At 56.2% G+C, this 16,583-nt stretch carries 28 protein-coding genes; 26 read left to right on the forward strand and 2 right to left on the reverse strand.

What is annotated here, in order from left to right; all coding sequences use genetic code 11:
* Window positions 1-242 precede the first annotated feature (242 nt).
* From GOX75_RS19575 to GOX75_RS19605, 7 genes are all read left to right on the forward strand, one after another.
* The gene (locus GOX75_RS19575) at window positions 243-1,970 is read left to right on the forward strand and encodes an amidohydrolase (protein ID WP_371808201.1); all 1,728 of its coding nucleotides are present in this window, start codon (window positions 243-245) and stop codon (window positions 1,968-1,970) included.
* A gap of 174 nt (window positions 1,971-2,144) precedes the next feature.
* On the forward strand, window positions 2,145-2,459 hold the full coding sequence (gene rpsJ / locus GOX75_RS19580) for a 30S ribosomal protein S10 (RefSeq protein WP_008756422.1): 315 nt from the start codon (window positions 2,145-2,147) through the stop codon (window positions 2,457-2,459).
* Window positions 2,460-2,477: 18 nt separating this feature from the next.
* Window positions 2,478-3,203, forward strand: a complete 726-nt coding sequence (rplC, locus tag GOX75_RS19585; RefSeq protein ID WP_171126011.1) for a 50S ribosomal protein L3 — start codon at window positions 2,478-2,480, stop codon at window positions 3,201-3,203.
* Complete coding sequence (gene rplD, locus GOX75_RS19590) at window positions 3,200-3,817, forward strand: 50S ribosomal protein L4 (protein WP_170694153.1); 618 nt, start codon at window positions 3,200-3,202, stop codon at window positions 3,815-3,817. Before rplC ends, rplD begins: the two co-directional genes overlap by 4 nt.
* Entirely contained in the window at window positions 3,814-4,110 is a 297-nt protein-coding gene (locus GOX75_RS19595) for a 50S ribosomal protein L23 (protein WP_008757532.1), read from the forward strand. Before rplD ends, GOX75_RS19595 begins: the two co-directional genes overlap by 4 nt.
* A gap of 11 nt (window positions 4,111-4,121) precedes the next feature.
* Window positions 4,122-4,532 (forward strand): hypothetical protein, encoded by a 411-nt coding sequence (locus GOX75_RS19600; protein WP_171126013.1) that lies wholly within the window; start codon window positions 4,122-4,124, stop codon window positions 4,530-4,532.
* Window positions 4,533-4,535: 3 nt separating this feature from the next.
* Window positions 4,536-4,739, forward strand: a complete 204-nt coding sequence (locus GOX75_RS19605; RefSeq protein WP_171126015.1) for a hypothetical protein — start codon at window positions 4,536-4,538, stop codon at window positions 4,737-4,739.
* Between the two features lie 216 nt (window positions 4,740-4,955).
* Here the strand turns inward: GOX75_RS19605 and GOX75_RS20440 are convergent, their stop codons facing one another.
* Together GOX75_RS20440 and GOX75_RS19615 are read right to left on the reverse strand one after the other, a co-directional pair.
* Window positions 4,956-5,369, reverse strand: a complete 414-nt coding sequence (locus GOX75_RS20440; RefSeq protein WP_171126017.1) for a hypothetical protein — start codon at window positions 5,367-5,369, stop codon at window positions 4,956-4,958.
* Window positions 5,359-5,652, reverse strand: a complete 294-nt coding sequence (locus tag GOX75_RS19615; protein WP_171126019.1) for a hypothetical protein — start codon at window positions 5,650-5,652, stop codon at window positions 5,359-5,361. Before GOX75_RS19615 ends, GOX75_RS20440 begins: the two co-directional genes overlap by 11 nt.
* A gap of 594 nt (window positions 5,653-6,246) precedes the next feature.
* Here GOX75_RS19615 and rplB point away from each other — a divergent pair.
* From rplB to rpmD, 19 genes are all read left to right on the forward strand, one after another.
* Window positions 6,247-7,089, forward strand: a complete 843-nt coding sequence (rplB, locus tag GOX75_RS19620; RefSeq protein WP_171126021.1) for a 50S ribosomal protein L2 — start codon at window positions 6,247-6,249, stop codon at window positions 7,087-7,089.
* 3 nt (window positions 7,090-7,092) lie between these two features.
* Window positions 7,093-7,371 (forward strand): 30S ribosomal protein S19, encoded by a 279-nt coding sequence (gene rpsS / locus GOX75_RS19625; RefSeq protein WP_005980699.1) that lies wholly within the window; start codon window positions 7,093-7,095, stop codon window positions 7,369-7,371.
* Between the two features lie 3 nt (window positions 7,372-7,374).
* On the forward strand, window positions 7,375-7,755 hold the full coding sequence (gene rplV, locus GOX75_RS19630; RefSeq protein WP_039538267.1) for a 50S ribosomal protein L22: 381 nt from the start codon (window positions 7,375-7,377) through the stop codon (window positions 7,753-7,755).
* Window positions 7,755-8,465, forward strand: coding sequence for a 30S ribosomal protein S3 (gene rpsC, locus GOX75_RS19635; protein ID WP_008758042.1), 711 nt, complete (start codon window positions 7,755-7,757; stop codon window positions 8,463-8,465). The genes rplV and rpsC overlap by 1 nt, the downstream gene beginning before the upstream one ends.
* A gap of 12 nt (window positions 8,466-8,477) precedes the next feature.
* Complete coding sequence (rplP, locus tag GOX75_RS19640; protein WP_058283513.1) at window positions 8,478-8,891, forward strand: 50S ribosomal protein L16; 414 nt, start codon at window positions 8,478-8,480, stop codon at window positions 8,889-8,891.
* Between the two features lie 304 nt (window positions 8,892-9,195).
* Window positions 9,196-9,660 (forward strand): HPP family protein, encoded by a 465-nt coding sequence (locus GOX75_RS19645; RefSeq protein WP_171126023.1) that lies wholly within the window; start codon window positions 9,196-9,198, stop codon window positions 9,658-9,660.
* A 23-nt stretch (window positions 9,661-9,683) separates the two neighbouring features.
* A complete protein-coding gene (locus GOX75_RS19650) occupies window positions 9,684-11,051 on the forward strand; it encodes a sodium:proton antiporter (RefSeq protein WP_174825634.1) in 1,368 nt (455 codons plus the stop codon).
* A 71-nt stretch (window positions 11,052-11,122) separates the two neighbouring features.
* Window positions 11,123-11,743, forward strand: a complete 621-nt coding sequence (locus GOX75_RS19655; RefSeq protein ID WP_171126024.1) for a 2OG-Fe(II) oxygenase family protein — start codon at window positions 11,123-11,125, stop codon at window positions 11,741-11,743.
* 428 nt (window positions 11,744-12,171) lie between these two features.
* Window positions 12,172-12,378 carry a 50S ribosomal protein L29 gene (gene rpmC / locus GOX75_RS19660; protein ID WP_010437082.1) on the forward strand — a complete coding sequence of 69 codons (207 nt, stop codon included), beginning with the start codon at window positions 12,172-12,174 and terminating at the stop codon, window positions 12,376-12,378.
* Window positions 12,379-12,382: 4 nt separating this feature from the next.
* Complete coding sequence (gene rpsQ / locus GOX75_RS19665) at window positions 12,383-12,613, forward strand: 30S ribosomal protein S17 (RefSeq protein WP_068340771.1); 231 nt, start codon at window positions 12,383-12,385, stop codon at window positions 12,611-12,613.
* A gap of 76 nt (window positions 12,614-12,689) precedes the next feature.
* Entirely contained in the window at window positions 12,690-13,058 is a 369-nt protein-coding gene (gene rplN / locus GOX75_RS19670) for a 50S ribosomal protein L14 (protein ID WP_008757934.1), read from the forward strand.
* 2 nt (window positions 13,059-13,060) lie between these two features.
* Window positions 13,061-13,372, forward strand: a complete 312-nt coding sequence (gene rplX / locus GOX75_RS19675) for a 50S ribosomal protein L24 (protein ID WP_170356681.1) — start codon at window positions 13,061-13,063, stop codon at window positions 13,370-13,372.
* On the forward strand, window positions 13,365-13,925 hold the full coding sequence (gene rplE, locus GOX75_RS19680) for a 50S ribosomal protein L5 (RefSeq protein ID WP_171126026.1): 561 nt from the start codon (window positions 13,365-13,367) through the stop codon (window positions 13,923-13,925). The genes rplX and rplE overlap by 8 nt, the downstream gene beginning before the upstream one ends.
* Window positions 13,926-13,944: 19 nt before the next feature.
* Window positions 13,945-14,250, forward strand: coding sequence for a 30S ribosomal protein S14 (rpsN, locus tag GOX75_RS19685; RefSeq protein ID WP_010437098.1), 306 nt, complete (start codon window positions 13,945-13,947; stop codon window positions 14,248-14,250).
* 13 nt (window positions 14,251-14,263) lie between these two features.
* Window positions 14,264-14,656: a 30S ribosomal protein S8 gene (gene rpsH / locus GOX75_RS19690; RefSeq protein ID WP_171126028.1), complete on the forward strand. Its 393-nt coding sequence runs from the start codon at window positions 14,264-14,266 to the stop codon at window positions 14,654-14,656.
* A gap of 11 nt (window positions 14,657-14,667) precedes the next feature.
* On the forward strand, window positions 14,668-15,201 hold the full coding sequence (gene rplF, locus GOX75_RS19695) for a 50S ribosomal protein L6 (RefSeq protein WP_170373361.1): 534 nt from the start codon (window positions 14,668-14,670) through the stop codon (window positions 15,199-15,201).
* Window positions 15,202-15,212: 11 nt separating this feature from the next.
* The gene (gene rplR, locus GOX75_RS19700) at window positions 15,213-15,572 is read left to right on the forward strand and encodes a 50S ribosomal protein L18 (protein WP_170356678.1); all 360 of its coding nucleotides are present in this window, start codon (window positions 15,213-15,215) and stop codon (window positions 15,570-15,572) included.
* Window positions 15,573-15,744: 172 nt separating this feature from the next.
* Window positions 15,745-16,308 carry a 30S ribosomal protein S5 gene (gene rpsE / locus GOX75_RS19705; protein ID WP_170356677.1) on the forward strand — a complete coding sequence of 188 codons (564 nt, stop codon included), beginning with the start codon at window positions 15,745-15,747 and terminating at the stop codon, window positions 16,306-16,308.
* A 13-nt stretch (window positions 16,309-16,321) separates the two neighbouring features.
* The gene (gene rpmD / locus GOX75_RS19710) at window positions 16,322-16,510 is read left to right on the forward strand and encodes a 50S ribosomal protein L30 (RefSeq protein ID WP_074736195.1); all 189 of its coding nucleotides are present in this window, start codon (window positions 16,322-16,324) and stop codon (window positions 16,508-16,510) included.
* The last annotated feature ends 73 nt before the right edge of the window (window positions 16,511-16,583 follow it).

Consider the following 16,583-nt stretch of genomic DNA (forward strand, 5'->3'; position numbering starts at 1 on the left):
AGCCCGGCGCATCGATAAAACTAAAGAAGGCCGCTCCAAACAGGGCGGCCTTTTTCTTTTTTGCCTAAGCTACCTGAGGTGCTAGCTTCATTCTTATTAACAAATTGCAATTAAAAAGAGGTCATAAGATGCTTTTCTCGGCTCGTTCAGTTTGTCTTGTCGCGGCTGTTGCTTGCTTATCTACCTCGGCATCCTCGCAAGAAACCGCGGATAGGATTTATCTCGGGGGACCAATCGTTACGATGAACGACGCGGCTCCGTCAGCCGAAGCTGTCGCAGTCAAAGATGGGCGCATTCTTGCGGTGGGAGCGCTTTCTGATGTGTCGGCCCATCAAGGGAGCGCAACCGAAACCTTCGACTTGGAAGGGCGGGCGATGCTTCCGGGTTTCGTCGACAGCCATGGGCATGTCGTCATGGGGGGCTTGCAGGCTTTGTCTGCGAACCTTCTCGCGCCGCCGGATGGAGAGGTGGTTGATATCGCAAGTCTGCAATCCACGCTTTCAAGTTGGGCCGACGAGAATGCGCAGGCTGTCGAACAGGTTAAAATGATCATTGGCTTCGGCTACGACAATGCCCAGCTAAAGGAGCTTCGCCACCCAACACGGCAAGAGCTGGACCAGGTTTCTGAGGAATTTCCTGTCATAATCGTTCATCAATCCGGGCACTTGGGTGTCGCGAATTCAAAAGCCTTGGAACTGGCTGGCATCACTGCCGCTTCCGAGGCTCCTCCGGGCGGTGTAATTCAACGTGACGAGACTGGTGAGCCGAACGGTGTGCTGGAAGAGTACGCATTCTTTTCGGTCCTTGTACCCATGTTGGGAAATCTGGGTGAAGATGGTCTGGCAGAATTTGCCAAAGCGGGCACACAGCTTTGGGCCAAATTTGGGTATACGACCGGACAAGAAGGTCGCTCATCTGGCGAAATTGTCGAGGTTCTGAGGAAGGTTGCCGCCGAAGACGGGCTTCCCATTGACGTAGTCGCGTTTCCGGATGTTCTTGAGGCGCGGGATTTTATCGGCGCGAACACGTCTAGGAACTATGAAAACCGTGTCCGGGTCGGGGGCTGCAAGCTTACGATTGACGGCTCGCCTCAGGGGTTCACAGCATTGAGGGATCGACCTTATTACGATCCGGTAGGGAACTATGTTCCCGGGTATGCGGGATACGCCGCCATCACGATGGAGCAACTCCAAGACGCGGTGAACTGGTGTTTTGAGAACGGTTTCCAAATTCTCGTTCATTCCAATGGCGAAGGCGCATCTGACATGCTTATTGCGGCCTTAGAAGAAGCGCAGATCAAGTATGGCGACCCCGGTAACCGCCCAGTTCTTATTCACGGGCAGTTTCTAAGGGAGGATCAGGTCGCAAGCTTTAAACGGTTGGGTGTTTTCCCATCCCTGTTCCCGATGCACACATTCTATTGGGGCGACTGGCACCGGGACCACACGGTTGGGCCGGTGAATGCGGACAACATCTCGCCGACCGGGTGGCTGCGCGAGCGTGACATGATGTTTGGCACGCATCATGATGCCCCGGTGGCCTTTCCGGACAGTATGCGGGTCCTGGCCGCAACCGTCACCCGGCGCACTCGGTCCGGCGACATTTTGGGCCCGCATCAAAGGGTTGATGTCATGACCGCCTTGAAAGCCATGACAATCTGGCCCGCCTGGCAGCATTTCGAGGAGAACGAAAAAGGCTCGATCGAAATGGGGAAAGTAGCAGATTTTGTAATCTTGTCAGACGATCCCACGGCGGTTGACCCAGAGACATTGGCCGAACTCAAAGTGCTCTTGACGGTAAAGGGCGACGAGGTCGTCTATGAAGCCGTAGAGGAAGTCAAAGAAGGCAACCTGCAGTTCTCGCCGTTTTCGAATGACCCTGTGATTGCTCATCTTTTCCTGCACGCAGTTTATCAAGGCATGAAGGTTGAAGATCCATGGTTAAGCAACCGCATGTCTGACGATCAATAAGAGGGTTGTCTTTATGGCGTTTGCCTCTTGCCAAACCGCACCAACCCCACTAATACGCGCGAGTTCTCAATAAGAACGTCAAGGCGGGGTGATTCCCGCCTTTTGGGTTCGAAGAGGGTTGGCGATGCGCGTCTGTCCTCCTCTCAACCTCAACGCCTAAAAAAGGCTGTTAATATGCAAAGCCAAAACATCCGTATTCGGCTGAAGGCATTTGACTATCGCGTTCTGGATGCCAGCACGCAAGAGATCGTCAACACTGCCAAGCGGACCGGCGCGAACGTGCGCGGCCCGATCCCGCTGCCGAACAAGATTGAGAAGTTCACGGTTCTCCGTGGCCCTCACGTTGACAAGAAATCCCGCGACCAGTTCGAGATCCGTACGCACAAGCGTCTGCTCGACATCGTTGATCCGACCCCCCAGACCGTTGACGCGCTGATGAAGCTCGACCTCGCTGCTGGTGTGGACGTCGAGATCAAGCTGCAGTCGTAAGATCGGAGGGTATAGATTATGCGCTCTGGTATTATCGCAAAAAAAGTTGGCATGACCCGCCTGTTCATGGAAGACGGCAAGCAGATCCCTGTGACCGTTCTTCACCTGGACAACCTGCAGGTCGTTGCACAGCGTACCGCTGACAAAGACGGCTACACCGCCGTTCAGCTGGGCGCCGGTGCTGCCAAGGCAAAACGCACCTCGAAAGCCATGCGCGGTCACTATGCCGCTGCCAAGGTTGAGCCCAAGCGTAAGCTGGCCGAGTTCCGCGTCTCCGAAGACGGCCTGATCGAAGTGGGCGCCGAGATTTCGGCAGAACACTTCCTGGAAGGTCAGAAAGTTGACGTTTCGGGCACCTCGATCGGTAAAGGCTTTGCCGGTGCGATGAAGCGCCACAACTTCGGTGGTCTGCGCGCCTCGCACGGTGTTTCGATCAGCCACCGTTCGCACGGTTCGACCGGTCAGTGTCAGGATCCGGGCAAGGTTTTCAAAGGCAAGAAGATGGCCGGTCACATGGGTGCTGCCCGTGTAACCACCCAGAACCTGGAAGTCGTCAAAACCGACGCCGACCGGAACCTGGTCTTCATCAAAGGCGCCGTTCCCGGACCGAAATCGGGCTGGGTCACCGTCAAGGACGCCGTCAAGAAGAAAGCACCCGAAGGCCTGCCTTTCCCGGCAGCCGTAAAAGGTGCCGCAACTGAAGCACCTGCGGAAGAAGCTCCCGCGGAAGGTGGTGAAGCATGAAACTTGATGTAATCAAACTGGACGGCGGCAAAGCCGGCAACATCGAGCTGGATGCTGACCTGTTCGGCCTCGAGCCGCGCGCGGACATCCTGCACCGTGTGGTCCGTTGGCAGCGCAACAACGCGCAGGCTGGCACCCACAAGGTGAAGACCCGCTCGGAAACCAGCTACTCGACCAAGAAGATCTATCGCCAGAAGGGCACCGGTGGCGCACGCCATGGTGACCGTAACGCGCCGATCTTCCGCAAGGGTGGTATCTACAAGGGCCCGACCCCGCGTTCGCATGGCCACGACCTGCCGAAGAAGTTCCGCAAGCTTGGCCTGCGCCACGCTCTGTCGGCCAAAGCCAAAGCAGGTGAGCTGGTTGTGATCGAGAACGCCGAAGCCGAAGGCAAGACTGCCGCTCTGGCCAAACAGGTTGCAAACCTGGGCTGGAAACGCGCTCTGGTCATCGACGGCGCGACCGTGAACGAAGGGTTCCTGAAAGCGTCCAAGAACATCGAAGGTCTGGATATCCTGCCGTCGATGGGCGCAAACGTCTATGACATCCTCAAGCGTGACACTCTGGTGCTCACCAAAGCGGCTGTCGAAGCACTGGAGGCTCGTCTGAAATGAGCGCGAAGGCAGAACACTACGACGTGATCCGCAAGCCGATCATTACTGAGAAGTCGACCATGGCGTCCGAAAACGGCGCGGTTGTCTTTGAAGTGGCGATCGACAGCAACAAGCCCCAGATCAAAGAGGCCGTTGAGGCGCTGTTTGGTGTGAAGGTCAAAGCGGTGAACACCACCGTGACCAAGGGCAAGGTCAAGCGGTTCCGCGGCCAGCTGGGTCGTCGGAAAGACGTCAAAAAAGCATATGTGACCCTCGAAGAGGGGAACACCATCGACGTGAGCACCGGTCTCTGATCGGATGCTTAGTGCGACTATTCACGGCCTCGGCGGTTCAACCCGCCGGGGCCGATTTCGTTTCAGACCCTGAAACTGTGCGGGCGCAGGTGCTGGAGCAGATGCGGGCGTTCAGCGCCGGGCCCTATTTCCAGATCACAGTTGAGAAGCTAGGGCTTCTGTCGGTCTTCGATGATCTGAAATACGACCGGGCGGATGTGGACATGGTCTCTCCGGCGATGCGCAAGCACGTGGTCGGCAAACTTGGTCCGCTCGGGTTCCACCAGACCTCGGGGACGGTCTTGGAGCACGCCGAGGCCGATATGCGCGTGCACATCCCCAAGTTTCATGCTCTCGGCGCGCCGCCCTTCGACATCGCACGCTATACTGAAAAACGCCCTCAAGACTACTGCCTGCTGACACCCACGCAAGTGGCCTGTTAGTACGTGGATCACTATGAGTTGGACGACGCGGTGCAGCGGATCGAGGCGTTGATTTCGAAACACCAGATCAACCTGCTCAAACTGGCGGATTATCTGGAAGGCAAACCCAAACACCGCGCCTTTCGCGAGGTGCTGGGGCATATCAAACTTAAACAGCGGATCGCGGTGGAAGCCGAGCCGCTTTGCCGCAGGCGTTCTTTGGGGTGAGTATTAGATTTGGCAGCTCTAGTGGTGTTGTGCAGGAACTTATTTTAATCTGGAACAGGGCTACAACTTAGTAATACAATTTCTCCCTTCATCTGGTTTCCAGAGAAGACTCGGTTTGGTGAACGGGTATCCAAGCTGATTGTACAGGTTTTGAGCGGGGCACAAAACTTTGAGCGAATGGAGCCATGTAATAGGCTCTAAACACTCGCGTTCAAATCAGTCCCAGACGATTGCGGGTGGCGGTGTTCCGCAAACATCGAGCCGCGCTGCAAGGGCAGCAATTTTGCCTTTAGTAACGGCAATTTCACCTTCCAGATCATCACCTGAGAGGCTGGAAACCGGAACACCAATCAAAAATACTCCTACTGCGTCACCTGTAACGGCCTGTTTTTGCCCAGCAATCAACCCAGGGACTTTTGCAGTTTCTTTTTGATAGAGCTCTCTCGCCTTGTTGCAAGGTACATTCGCGTAAACATCGCCCATCGCGACTGGTACGATCGAGCTAGGTTGTTCAGCGCAGGCTGAGATTACCGCAGAAGAACAAAGTATTATGCCGATATTCCGAATACTGAGAGACGCATTGCGTTCTGTTTTTGGTGAAAACATTGCCAACTCTAACTCAGCACGCATAGGAAAACTCCCACTGAGGGTCCACCACTAAGCGAGCTGCCAGAATCTGGCAATTCCGACCGGTAGACGCGAGATAATCTTTGGCAGCAGACTGAAAGACCAACTGAGTTGCATCCATGCTGCCAGCCAAGCCCAATGTTGCACCCTCGGCTGCGCCGGCAATTGCGGCGTCGCCTATGCTTGGTGTCAGCATAATCAAACCGCTTTCCGGTTTGTCAAAAACCCGCCAGGTTCGCCCATAGGCGTCAAAATTCACTGGCTTGACTTCGCCATAGGTTTCCATGGCGTAACTCAATCCGGTGCATGACGCTGACGCAAGTCCGCATATAAGGGCTAAAGCTACAGAAATAGACTTACAAGACATGATCTCCTCCGCAGAAATGACTCCGGTCTAGAATTGAAGGCTTTATGTCTGCTGATTTCGTTGATACAGATCAAGAAAACTGAATATAATGAACATTGGATGTGAAGCGTAAGCACCCAAGCGGCTGTCGTTGATGGCGTAGATACGACAATGACCTCCCGCAATTGGCGTTGCCGATCAATCATGAAGCACTTGGCCAACTACATTGGCGGCCAGGTCTCCGATAGTTTGGAAATGACATCGCTGTTATTAATACGATATAAGAGACTTGTTTCCACTGACGCGAAAAGTTGCCTGAGCATGTTTTAGGCGACCAGATTAGAAATCTGCCTTATGCTATAGACACCCACCCCCAACCCTGTTAAACGCTCCCAATCTTGCGGCCTCGGATTCGTTCCGGGGCCTCTGATATTTGTAACCGGGGACCTTCGGGGCCCTATACCCTTGGCACCTACGGGGGCCTATCACATAGCGGGGAAATCCCCTGCACTTGCTAAACGGAAGACAGAAAGCATGGCACTCAAGTCGTACAAGCCGACGACGCCGGGCCAGCGCGGGCTGGTGCTGATCGACCGTTCGGAGCTTTGGAAAGGACGTCCGGTCAAGTCTCTCACTGAGGGTTTGACCAAATCGGGCGGCCGGAACAACACCGGACGGATCACTTCACGCCGCCGCGGCGGTGGCGCAAAGCGTCTCTACCGGATCGTTGACTTCAAACGGAACAAAGTTGATGTCGCGGCAACCGTCGAGCGGATCGAATATGACCCGAACCGGACCGCATTCATCGCACTGGTAAAATACGAAGACGGCGAGCAGGCATATATCCTGGCTCCGCAGCGTCTGGCTGTTGGTGACAAGGTCATCTCGTCGGCAAAAGCCGACATCAAGCCGGGCAACGCAATGCCGTTCTCGGGCATGCCCATTGGTACCATCGTCCACAACATCGAGATGAAGCCTGGCAAAGGCGGTCAGATCGCACGTGCGGCCGGTACTTACGCGCAATTCGTTGGCCGCGATGGCGGCTACGCTCAGATCCGTCTGAGCTCGGGTGAACTGCGTCTTGTCCGTCAGGAATGCATGGCCACCGTTGGTGCCGTGTCCAACCCCGACAACAGCAACCAAAACCTCGGTAAAGCCGGTCGTATGCGCCACAAGGGCGTTCGTCCGTCGGTTCGTGGTGTTGCAATGAACCCGATCGATCACCCGCACGGTGGTGGTGAAGGTCGTACCTCGGGTGGCCGTACGCCGGTTACTCCGTGGGGTAAGGACACCAAGGGTAAACGTACCCGCAACAAGAACAAAGCGTCCCAGAAGCTGATCATCCGCTCGCGGCACGCCAAGAAGAAGGGACGTTAATCTATGTCTCGCTCTGTTTGGAAGGGTCCTTTCGTCGATGCTTACGTGCTGAAAAAAGCCGAAGCAGCGCGCGAGTCGGGCCGCAACGAAGTCATCAAAATCTGGTCGCGTCGTTCCACCATTCTGCCCCAGTTCGTGGGTCTGACCTTTGGTGTGTACAACGGCCAGAAGCACATTCCCGTCAACGTCTCGGAAGACATGATCGGTCAGAAGTTCGGTGAATACTCGCCGACCCGTACCTATTATGGCCACGCCGCAGACAAAAAAGCGAAGCGGAAGTAAGTCATGGGCAAGGAAAAGAACCCCCGCCGCGTGGCTGAAAACGAAGCAATGGCGAAAACCCGTATGCTTCGCACCAGCCCGCAGAAACTGAACCTGGTTGCGCAAATGATCCGCGGCAAGAAAGTTGAGAAGGCTCTGACCGACCTGACTTTCAGCAACAAGCGTGTCGCGCAGGACGTCAAGAAGTGCCTGCAGTCCGCAATCGCGAATGCTGAAAACAACCACAACCTGGACGTTGACGAGCTGATCGTCGCCGAAGCATGGGTAGGCAAGAACCTGGTCATGAAGCGCGGTCGTCCGCGTGCCCGTGGTCGTTTCGGCAAGATCATGAAGCCGTTCTCGGAGATCACCATCAAGGTGCGTCAAGTTGAGGAGCAAGCCTAATGGGTCATAAAGTAAATCCGATCGGCATGCGCCTACAGGTCAACCGCACCTGGGATAGCCGCTGGTACGCCGACACCAAGGACTACGGTGATCTTCTGCTGGAAGACCTCAAAATCCGTGAGTTCATTAACAAAGAGTGCAAGCAGGCCGGTGTTGCCCGTGTGATCATCGAACGTCCGCACAAGAAGTGCCGCGTTACGATCCACACCGCACGTCCCGGTGTCATCATCGGCAAGAAAGGTGCGGACATCGAAGTTCTGCGCAAAAAGCTTGCTCGTATGACCGACAGCGAACTGCACCTGAACATCGTCGAAGTGCGCAAGCCCGAGCTTGACGCGCAGCTGGTTGCCGAGTCCATCGCTCAGCAGCTGGAACGTCGTGTTTCGTTCCGTCGCGCCATGAAGCGCTCGGTTCAGAACGCCATGCGCATGGGCGCCCTGGGTATCCGGGTGAACGTCGCTGGTCGTCTGGGCGGCGCCGAAATCGCACGGACCGAGTGGTACCGCGAAGGCCGCGTGCCTCTGCACACCCTGCGTGCCGACATCGATTACGCACATGCCGAAGCGATGACCCCCTACGGGATCATCGGGATCAAGGTCTGGATCTTCAAAGGTGAGATCATGGAGCACGATCCGCAGGCACGTGACCGTAAAGCACAGGAACTCCAGGACGGCCCTGCACCTCGTGGTGCTGGTGGCGGTCGTCGCTAAGGAGGGAAAGATATGCTTCAACCAAAGCGTACTAAATTCCGCAAGATGCACAAAGGCCGGATCAAGGGTCTCGCCAAAGGCGGCTCTGATCTGAACTTTGGCACCTACGGCCTGAAAGCTCTTGAGCCTGAGCGTGTAACCGCACGCCAGATCGAAGCTGCACGTCGTGCCATGACGCGTCACATGAAGCGTCAGGGTCGTGTTTGGATCCGCATCTTCCCCGACACTCCGGTCACGGCCAAGCCGATCGAAGTTCGTATGGGTAAAGGTAAAGGTTCGGTCGACCGCTGGGCCTGCAAAGTCAAGCCTGGCCGCGTGATGTTCGAGATCGATGGCGTCAATGACGACATCGCCCGCGAGGCCCTGCGCCTGGCCGCGATGAAGCTGCCGATCAAGACCCGCGTCGTGGTTCGCGAAGACTGGTAAACAGTCTGGGGAAACCCAAAGAACATGGCCCCTGCCGAACACTCGGCGGGGGCCTTTTTCGTTTTGGCGGTTTGCGATGAGCGACCAGTGGGTTGTTTCCGAAATTCAATACCGGCATTGCAAAAATCATGCAGCTCAGGGGTGGAAAATTCCCTGATCTGGTGAAAAGAAGCCCCCACACTTATTCCCGATCAAAGCTTGGGCAATTCAATCCCTCAACTTGGTTTGAGCGCGTATGATATCCTGGCTTTGCCACCCCGTTGAAAGACCGAGAGCACGAATGGGCCTTACTTGCAGGGACGTTATGGTCCCCCCAGAAATTCAGAAGACAATCCATCCCGATGATACCGTCGCAAAGGCGTTCGAGATCATTCGCGACAGCCGGGCCCGGTTCCTGCCTGTGGTTTCCGACGACGGAAGCTTTCAGGGCGTGTTTACCGCTCCAACGCTCATCAAGATGATCTTGCCTCAAGCCGCACGGATTGGCGTCAGCTCTGAAACGGCGCGTGTGCCGATCGCAAATCTCAGCTTCATGGACCTGACCAAAGAGGACTTCGGAGAGCAGATTAAGCGTCTGAACGAAGAACGGGTCGGGGATCACATGTCTGAACCCGCAAATATTCCAGTGACCGCGCCAGACACTCCGGTCATGGAAGGCATTTTCCTGATCCACAAATTCAAGCGCCACGTCTTCCTTGTTGAGCCCGATACCAATCATTTTGTGGGCACAGTCAGCCCCAATTCGCTGATTGAACACGCGCTAAGTTAACCCCTAAATACCGGATCAGACCCTTGACCAACCATTCCGTTTCGCACGGAGAACACGCGTTCTCTGTCCCTCAACTGTTGGGAATTGATCCCCTTTGGATCGCCACCGGTATTCTGATTGCTGTCTATGCTGTCCTGATTACCGAAAAAGTTAATCGCGCAATTTTGGCCATGCTGGGGGCGTCATTGATGGTGCTTTTTGGCATCCTTAATCAGGAACAGGCCGTGGCAGGGGTGGACGCCAACACCCTGGCCCTGTTGATCGGCATGATGGTGATTGTGGGGATCACCAGTAAGTGCGGCTTGTTTCAGTACGTCGCAATCAAGGCGGCCAAGGTGGTCAAGGCCAACCCTACGGGTATCCTGATCATGCTGACCCTGATTACCGCGGTCTTCTCTGCTCTGCTGGACAACGTGACGACCGTTCTGCTGATTGCCCCGATAACCTTGCTGATCACGGACGCGCTGGATACGCCTGTATTTCCGTTTTTCTTCGCCGAAATTCTGGCGTCGAATGTTGGAGGGACGGCGACCCTGATCGGTGACCCGCCCAACATCATCATCGGCTCGGCCGCCGGGCTCAGTTTCAATGAATTCGTGGTGAACCTGGCGCCGATATCAGCCATCTGTCTGGTTGTGCTGACCGGGATCATTTACCTGATGAACCGGCGTACTCTGGCCGCCATTCCCAAGTCGGCCAGCGAAAAGATCATGCGGTTCAACGAAGACGAGGCGATCACGGACGTTCGCCTGATGATCAAATCCCTGTCTGTTCTGGCGCTGGTTCTTCTGGGCTTTACGCTTGGCCATGGTTACGGCATCCAACCGGGGACTTCCGCGCTGGCTGGGGCTGGGTTGTTGATGTTGTTGGCCTACGGTCACCAAAGCGGTGAAGAGCAATCCGAGTCCGTGCACCATATTTTTGGTGAGGTCGAATGGATCACGATTTTCTTCTTCGGCGGCTTGTTCGTGATTGTCGCAGGTGTCGAGCATGTTGGGCTGCTGGAGTTCTTCGGCCAGAAGGTGCTGGAACTGACCGAAGGTGACATGATGTGGACCGCGTTCTTCATCTTCTGGGCGTCGGGCATTCTGTCGGCAATTCTGGACAACATCCCTTTTGTTGCCACGATGATCCCGCTGATTGAATCCACCGCTGACACATTCGGCGGCCCGGATGCGATCGAGCCGCTGTGGTGGTCGCTGGCTCTGGGTGCCTGTTTGGGTGGCAACGGGACCCTGTTGGGCGCCAGCGCGAACCTGACCGTTGCGGCCTTTGCCGAGAAAGCCAAACAGCCGATCGGTTTTGTCAAATTCGCGATCATGGCCTTTCCGATCATGATCCTGACCCTGATGATCGCCAACGTCTATATCTGGTTGCGCTACTTTTTTTAAGGCACCCGACCAGCCGCTTTTCTGGGGCGGCTGGTCTCGCGCTTGCGTCCCGGCTGGGCTATAGCCGGGACATGGCACAGATTGAATCACTCTTCGTTACCCGTCTCTATCGCGCAACCTTGTCCGAGTTCGATCCCAAGATCGACGCGGAGGAGTTGGAAAGCTCGTGCATTGTCATCGCCGAGGATGATGAGGCCGGGCAGGAATGGTGCGAGGAAAACGGCTATCCCGGCTATACAAGTTACGCCTCGCTTACCGACCTACCATGGCGGTTCCCGATCTTTGCCGATCTGGTCGCCGCATTGGATCAGCACGTGGCGTCCTTTGCCAAGGATCTAGAGTTTGATCTGGGCGAGGGTGAGCTAAAGCTGGAAGACCTGTGGATCAACATCCTTCCTGAGGGCGGCATGCACTCCAGCCATTTGCACCCGCACAGCGTCATCTCGGGCACAACCTATGTGGCGATGCCCGAAGGGGCGAGCGCGCTGAAACTGGAAGACCCGCGTTCGGGTCGCATGATGGCTGCGCCGACGCGGATCAAAGGTGGTCGGCGGGATTTGCAGCCGTTCATTTACATGAAGCCGCAAGTCGGGGACGTGTTGCTGTGGGAAAGCTGGTTGCGCCACGAGGTGCCGATGAACATGGCCGAGGAAGAGCGGATCAGTGTCAGCTTTAACTACAAGTGGGAGTGACTCCTGCATCGGCGAGGCCGTGAGTGCTGGTTCGCCGTTTTTCTGGGGTGGGTTTCTCGTTCTTTACTTGATCACTTTGCGCCGCTCTGGATGGAAATTCAAAGAGAGCCTTTTGGCAGCCTTGTGGCGGTCGCATCTGCATCTTTTGCCAAGATTTGAAGTTGGTTTATGGGTGATGATATTGACTGTGGCACTCTATGTCTCGTGGGCGGCCTTTAAGGCGTGCGCGGGCTGATCAATTTAGATCGTGATAACTTAACGCAGCTCCGCCAAACTTCCTCTTGCCACGCACCCCCCAAACCCTTATACGGCGGCATCCTGCGATCTCCCGGCGTTGTCGGGCGATTCGTATGTCTATCATTCATCCACCAGGTCCAAGGTGACCCTGTCAGGGGGCCTTCTGGTGTTTTGAGCAAAGGAAAAAGGCGATGAACGCCCAAGAACTGCGTGACAAGACCCCGGACCAGCTCCGCGAGGAACTGGCCAACCTGAAGAAAGAAAGCTTTAACCTGCGCTTTCAACAGGCAACCGGTCAGCTGGAAAACACTGCTGGTATCAAAGCGGCTCGCCGCAATGCTGCCCGTGTCAAAACCATTCTGAACGAAAAGGCCGCTGCAGCGGCATCCGAGGAGTAATCAGATGCCCAAGCGTATCCTGCAAGGCACCGTGACCAGCGACGCCAACGAACAGACCGTAACCGTATCCGTCGAGCGCCGCTTTACGCATCCGGTTCTGAAGAAAACCATCCGTAAGTCCAAGAAATACCGGGCTCACGATGAAAAGAACGCCTTCAAGGTCGGCGACACAGTCCGCATCATCGAATGCGCGCCGAAATCGAAGACGAAACGTTGGGAAGTTCTGGAAGCGTAAGTTTCCGGGATTTTCCCATTTGTCGAAACCCTGGGGGATCTAACTAGACCAGCCCCCACAGGTCGGGAGAAACCACATGATCCAGATGCAGACCAATCTGGATGTCGCTGATAACTCCGGCGCACGCCGAGTTCAGTGCATCAAGGTCCTGGGTGGTTCCAAGCGTAAATACGCCTCCGTCGGCGACATCATTGTCGTCTCGGTGAAGGAAGCCATCCCGCGCGGCCGCGTAAAGAAAGGGGACGTCCGTAAGGCCGTCGTCGTACGCACCGCCAAGGAAGTCCGTCGCGAAGACGGCACCGCGATCCGTTTCGATCGCAACGCCGCCGTCATCCTGAACAACAACAACGAGCCAGTCGGTACACGTATCTTTGGCCCCGTTGTTCGTGAACTGCGCGGCAAGAACTTCATGAAAATCATCTCGCTGGCTCCGGAGGTGCTGTAATCATGGCTGCTAAACTCCGCAAAGGCGACAAGGTCGTCGTGCTGGCCGGCAAGGACAAGGGCAAAGAGGGAACCATTTCCTCGGTTGATCCCAAAGCCGGTAAAGCTGTTGTCGAAGGCATCAACATTGCCATCCGTCACACCCGTCAGTCGCAAACTTCGCAAGGTGGTCGTCTGCCCCAGGCAAACCCGATCCAACTGTCGAATCTGGCGCTGCTGGACAAGAACGGCAAAGCAACCCGCGTTGGCTTCCGCATGGAAGGTGACAAGAAGGTCCGCTTCGCCAAGACCACAGGGGACGTGATCGATGCTTGATTCCGCAACCTACACCCCGCGTCTGAAAGCTCAGTACGTTGAGACCATCCGTGCCGCTCTGAAAGAAGAGTTCGGCTACAAGAACGACATGCAGCTGCCCAAGCTGGACAAAATCGTTCTGAACATCGGTTGTGGTGCTGAGGCGGTCAAGGACTCGAAGAAAGCGAAAGCTGCTGTCGAAGATCTGACTGCAATTGCTGGCCAACAGGCTGTTGCAACCAAGGCGAAGAAGTCGATCGCGGGTTTCCGCGTCCGTGAAGACATGCCGCTGGGCGCGAAAGTGACCCTGCGCGGTGACCGGATGTACGAATTCCTGGATCGTCTGATCACAATCGCGATGCCGCGTATTCGTGACTTCCGCGGTGTTAAGCCGTCTTTCGATGGTCAGGGCAACTTTGCCATGGGCATGAAAGAGCACATCGTGTTCCCGGAAATCGATTTCGACAAGGTCGACGAGGTCTGGGGCCTGGATATCGTAATTGCCACCACAGCGAAAACCGACGCTGAAGCAAAGGCATTGTTGAAAGCGTTCAACATGCCGTTCAACGCGTAAGCGCCGGGAGGATTGAGACATGGCTAAGAAAGCAATGATCGAACGCGAGAAGAAGCGCGAACGCCTGGTGGCCAAATATGCCGCAAAGCGTGCCGAGCTGAAAGAAATCGCGAATGACGAGAGCAAGCCGATGGAAGAGCGTTTCAAGGCGCGTCTGAAACTGGCGAAACTGCCGCGCAACAGCTCGGCTACCCGTCTTCACAACCGTTGTCAGCTGACCGGTCGTCCCCACGCTTACTACCGTAAGCTGAAGGTCAGCCGTATCGCGCTGCGCGAGCTGGGTTCTGCTGGTCAGATCCCCGGCATGGTGAAATCGAGCTGGTAAGGGAGACATAGATATGAATGATCCTATCGGCGATATGCTCACCCGTATCCGCAACGCGCAAATGCGCGGCAAGTCCACCGTTTCCACACCCGCATCCAAACTGCGCGGTTGGGTTCTGGACGTGCTGGTGGACGAAGGTTACATCCGTGGCTACGAAAACACGACCGGTGAAAACGGTCATCCGGCCATCGAAATCAGCCTGAAATACTACGAAGGCACCCCTGTCATTCGCGAACTGAAGCGGGTTTCGAAACCTGGCCGTCGCGTCTACATGGGCGTCAATGACATCCCGCAGGTCCGTCAGGGTCTGGGCGTGTCGATTGTCAGCACTCCGAAAGGTGTGATGTCGGACGCAAACGCTCGCTCCAACAATGTTGGCGGCGAAGTGCTCTGCACCGTCTTCTAAGGAGGTCTGCAATGTCTCGTATTGGTAAAAAACCGGTCGAGCTGCCCAGCGGCGTTACTGCCTCTGTGTCGGGTCAGACCATCGAAGTCAAAGGTCCGAAAGGCACCCGTAGCTTCACCGCCACCGACGACGTGACGCTGTCGGTTGAAGACAACGTGGTCAAAATCGACCCCCGTGGCATGTCCAAGCGTGCCCGCCAGCAGTGGGGCATGAGCCGCACCATGGTTGCCAACCTGGTAACCGGTGTGACCGAAGGCTTCAAAAAAGAGCTGGAGATCCAGGGTGTTGGTTACCGGGCTCAGATGCAGGGCAACACCCTGAAGCTGAACCTGGGCTATAGCCACGATGTTGATTTCACTGCTCCGGAAGGTGTGACCATCACCGCGCCGAAGCAGACCGAAATCGTTGTGGAAGGTATCGACCAGCAGCAGGTGGGCGAAGTCGCGGCCAAAATTCGCGAATGGCGCCGTCCCGAGCCGTACAAAGGCAAGGGCATCCGCTACAAGGGCGAGTTCATCTTCCGCAAGGAAGGCAAGAAGAAGTAAGGACGCAGACAATGGCAAACAGCAAAAGAACCCTGTTTCTGAAGCGCCGCCTGCGCGTTCGGAACAAACTTCGCAAAGTCAACGCGGGCCGCGTACGCCTGTCGGTTCACCGTTCGAACAAGAACATCAGCGTTCAGCTGATCGACGACGTTCGTGGCGTGACCCTGGCCGCAGCCTCGACCCTGGAAAAAGATCTGGGTGTTGTTGGCAAGAACAACGTCGAAGCGGCCACCAAAGTGGGCGCGGCCATCGCCGAGCGTGCCAAGAAGGCAGGCGTCGAAGAGGCTTATTTCGATCGTGGTGGCTTCCTGTTCCACGGCAAGGTGAAGGCAGTTGCCGACGCCGCGCGTGAAGGTGGTTTGAAGATCTGATGGTGCGCCGGGCTGAGGCCCGGCCTGCCTACGACATCGCTGTAGGCCGGGCTTCAGCCCGGCTTCGGCACCTGAAGGCGGGTTATCTCGCCTCGATGATCGGGGGGCGTTCACGCTCACTTCGATTGAAGAAAACGGCGTCACAAACGCCATATGAGAAAAGGGATGCCAAATGGCAGAACGTGAAAACCGTCGGGGCCGTGGCCGCGACCGTGAAGAAGCACCGGAATTTGCAGATCGTCTGGTCGCAATCAACCGCGTGTCGAAAACCGTAAAAGGTGGTAAGCGCTTTGGCTTCGCCGCTCTGGTGGTTGTCGGCGATCAGAAAGGCCGTGTGGGCTTTGGCAAAGGTAAAGCGAAAGAAGTACCTGAGGCCATCCGCAAGGCGACTGAACAAGCCAAGCGTCAGATGATCCGCGTGCAGCTGCGCGAAGGTCGTACTCTGCACCACGACATCGAGGGCCGTCACGGCGCTGGTAAAGTGGTTATGCGCACCGCACCTGAAGGTACTGGTATCATCGCCGGTGGTCCGATGCGTGCTGTGTTCGAAATGCTGGGCGTGAAGGACGTTGTGTCCAAGTCGCTGGGCTCGCAGAACCCGTACAACATGATCCGCGCCACCATCAACGGCCTGCAGAAAGAGCAGAGCCCGCGTTCGGTTGCCGCACGTCGTGGTAAAAAAGTTGCCGACATCCTGCCCAAGCGGGACGAAGCACCGGCTGAAGCCGAAGCGTAAGGAGTAGCGTACCATGGCAAAAACCATTGTCGTCAAGCAGATCGGCTCCCCGATCCGCCGCCCCGCCGAACAGCGCGCAACCCTGATCGGTCTGGGCCTGAACAAGATGCACCGCACCCGTGAGCTGGAGGATACGCCTTCGGTTCGCGGCATGGTCAACAAGATCCCGCATCTGGTTGAGATCATCGAAGAGCGCGGCTAAGCGCAGCCTCTTTTAGAATTGAAAGGCCCCCGCTGTTTGCGGGGGCTTTTTTCATGCTTACGATCATGTTTGC

The sequence above is a fragment of the Ruegeria sp. HKCCD7251 genome (assembly GCF_013031165.1).
In the GTDB taxonomy this organism is placed as follows: domain Bacteria; phylum Pseudomonadota; class Alphaproteobacteria; order Rhodobacterales; family Rhodobacteraceae; genus Ruegeria.

Bases quoted from the DNA above. Each gene is read 5' to 3' on its own strand.
- GOX75_RS19575 (WP_371808201.1), top strand. From the start codon at position 243: ATGAACGACGCGGCTCCGTCAGCCGAAGCTGTCGCAGTCAAAGATGGG.
- rpsJ (WP_008756422.1), top strand. From the start codon at position 2,145: ATGCAAAGCCAAAACATCCGTATTCGGCTGAAGGCATTTGACTATCGC.
- rplC (WP_171126011.1), top strand. From the start codon at position 2,478: ATGCGCTCTGGTATTATCGCAAAAAAAGTTGGCATGACCCGCCTGTTC.
- rplD (WP_170694153.1), top strand. From the start codon at position 3,200: ATGAAACTTGATGTAATCAAACTGGACGGCGGCAAAGCCGGCAACATC.
- GOX75_RS19595 (WP_008757532.1), top strand. From the start codon at position 3,814: ATGAGCGCGAAGGCAGAACACTACGACGTGATCCGCAAGCCGATCATT.
- GOX75_RS20440 (WP_171126017.1), bottom strand. From the start codon at position 5,369: ATGCGTGCTGAGTTAGAGTTGGCAATGTTTTCACCAAAAACAGAACGC.
- GOX75_RS19615 (WP_171126019.1), bottom strand. From the start codon at position 5,652: ATGGAAACCTATGGCGAAGTCAAGCCAGTGAATTTTGACGCCTATGGG.
- rplB (WP_171126021.1), top strand. From the start codon at position 6,247: ATGGCACTCAAGTCGTACAAGCCGACGACGCCGGGCCAGCGCGGGCTG.
- rpsS (WP_005980699.1), top strand. From the start codon at position 7,093: ATGTCTCGCTCTGTTTGGAAGGGTCCTTTCGTCGATGCTTACGTGCTG.
- rplV (WP_039538267.1), top strand. From the start codon at position 7,375: ATGGGCAAGGAAAAGAACCCCCGCCGCGTGGCTGAAAACGAAGCAATG.
- rpsC (WP_008758042.1), top strand. From the start codon at position 7,755: ATGGGTCATAAAGTAAATCCGATCGGCATGCGCCTACAGGTCAACCGC.
- rplP (WP_058283513.1), top strand. From the start codon at position 8,478: ATGCTTCAACCAAAGCGTACTAAATTCCGCAAGATGCACAAAGGCCGG.
- GOX75_RS19645 (WP_171126023.1), top strand. From the start codon at position 9,196: ATGGTCCCCCCAGAAATTCAGAAGACAATCCATCCCGATGATACCGTC.
- GOX75_RS19655 (WP_171126024.1), top strand. From the start codon at position 11,123: ATGGCACAGATTGAATCACTCTTCGTTACCCGTCTCTATCGCGCAACC.
- rpmC (WP_010437082.1), top strand. From the start codon at position 12,172: ATGAACGCCCAAGAACTGCGTGACAAGACCCCGGACCAGCTCCGCGAG.
- rpsQ (WP_068340771.1), top strand. From the start codon at position 12,383: ATGCCCAAGCGTATCCTGCAAGGCACCGTGACCAGCGACGCCAACGAA.
- rplN (WP_008757934.1), top strand. From the start codon at position 12,690: ATGATCCAGATGCAGACCAATCTGGATGTCGCTGATAACTCCGGCGCA.
- rplX (WP_170356681.1), top strand. From the start codon at position 13,061: ATGGCTGCTAAACTCCGCAAAGGCGACAAGGTCGTCGTGCTGGCCGGC.
- rplE (WP_171126026.1), top strand. From the start codon at position 13,365: ATGCTTGATTCCGCAACCTACACCCCGCGTCTGAAAGCTCAGTACGTT.
- rpsN (WP_010437098.1), top strand. From the start codon at position 13,945: ATGGCTAAGAAAGCAATGATCGAACGCGAGAAGAAGCGCGAACGCCTG.
- rpsH (WP_171126028.1), top strand. From the start codon at position 14,264: ATGAATGATCCTATCGGCGATATGCTCACCCGTATCCGCAACGCGCAA.
- rplF (WP_170373361.1), top strand. From the start codon at position 14,668: ATGTCTCGTATTGGTAAAAAACCGGTCGAGCTGCCCAGCGGCGTTACT.
- rplR (WP_170356678.1), top strand. From the start codon at position 15,213: ATGGCAAACAGCAAAAGAACCCTGTTTCTGAAGCGCCGCCTGCGCGTT.
- rpsE (WP_170356677.1), top strand. From the start codon at position 15,745: ATGGCAGAACGTGAAAACCGTCGGGGCCGTGGCCGCGACCGTGAAGAA.
- rpmD (WP_074736195.1), top strand. From the start codon at position 16,322: ATGGCAAAAACCATTGTCGTCAAGCAGATCGGCTCCCCGATCCGCCGC.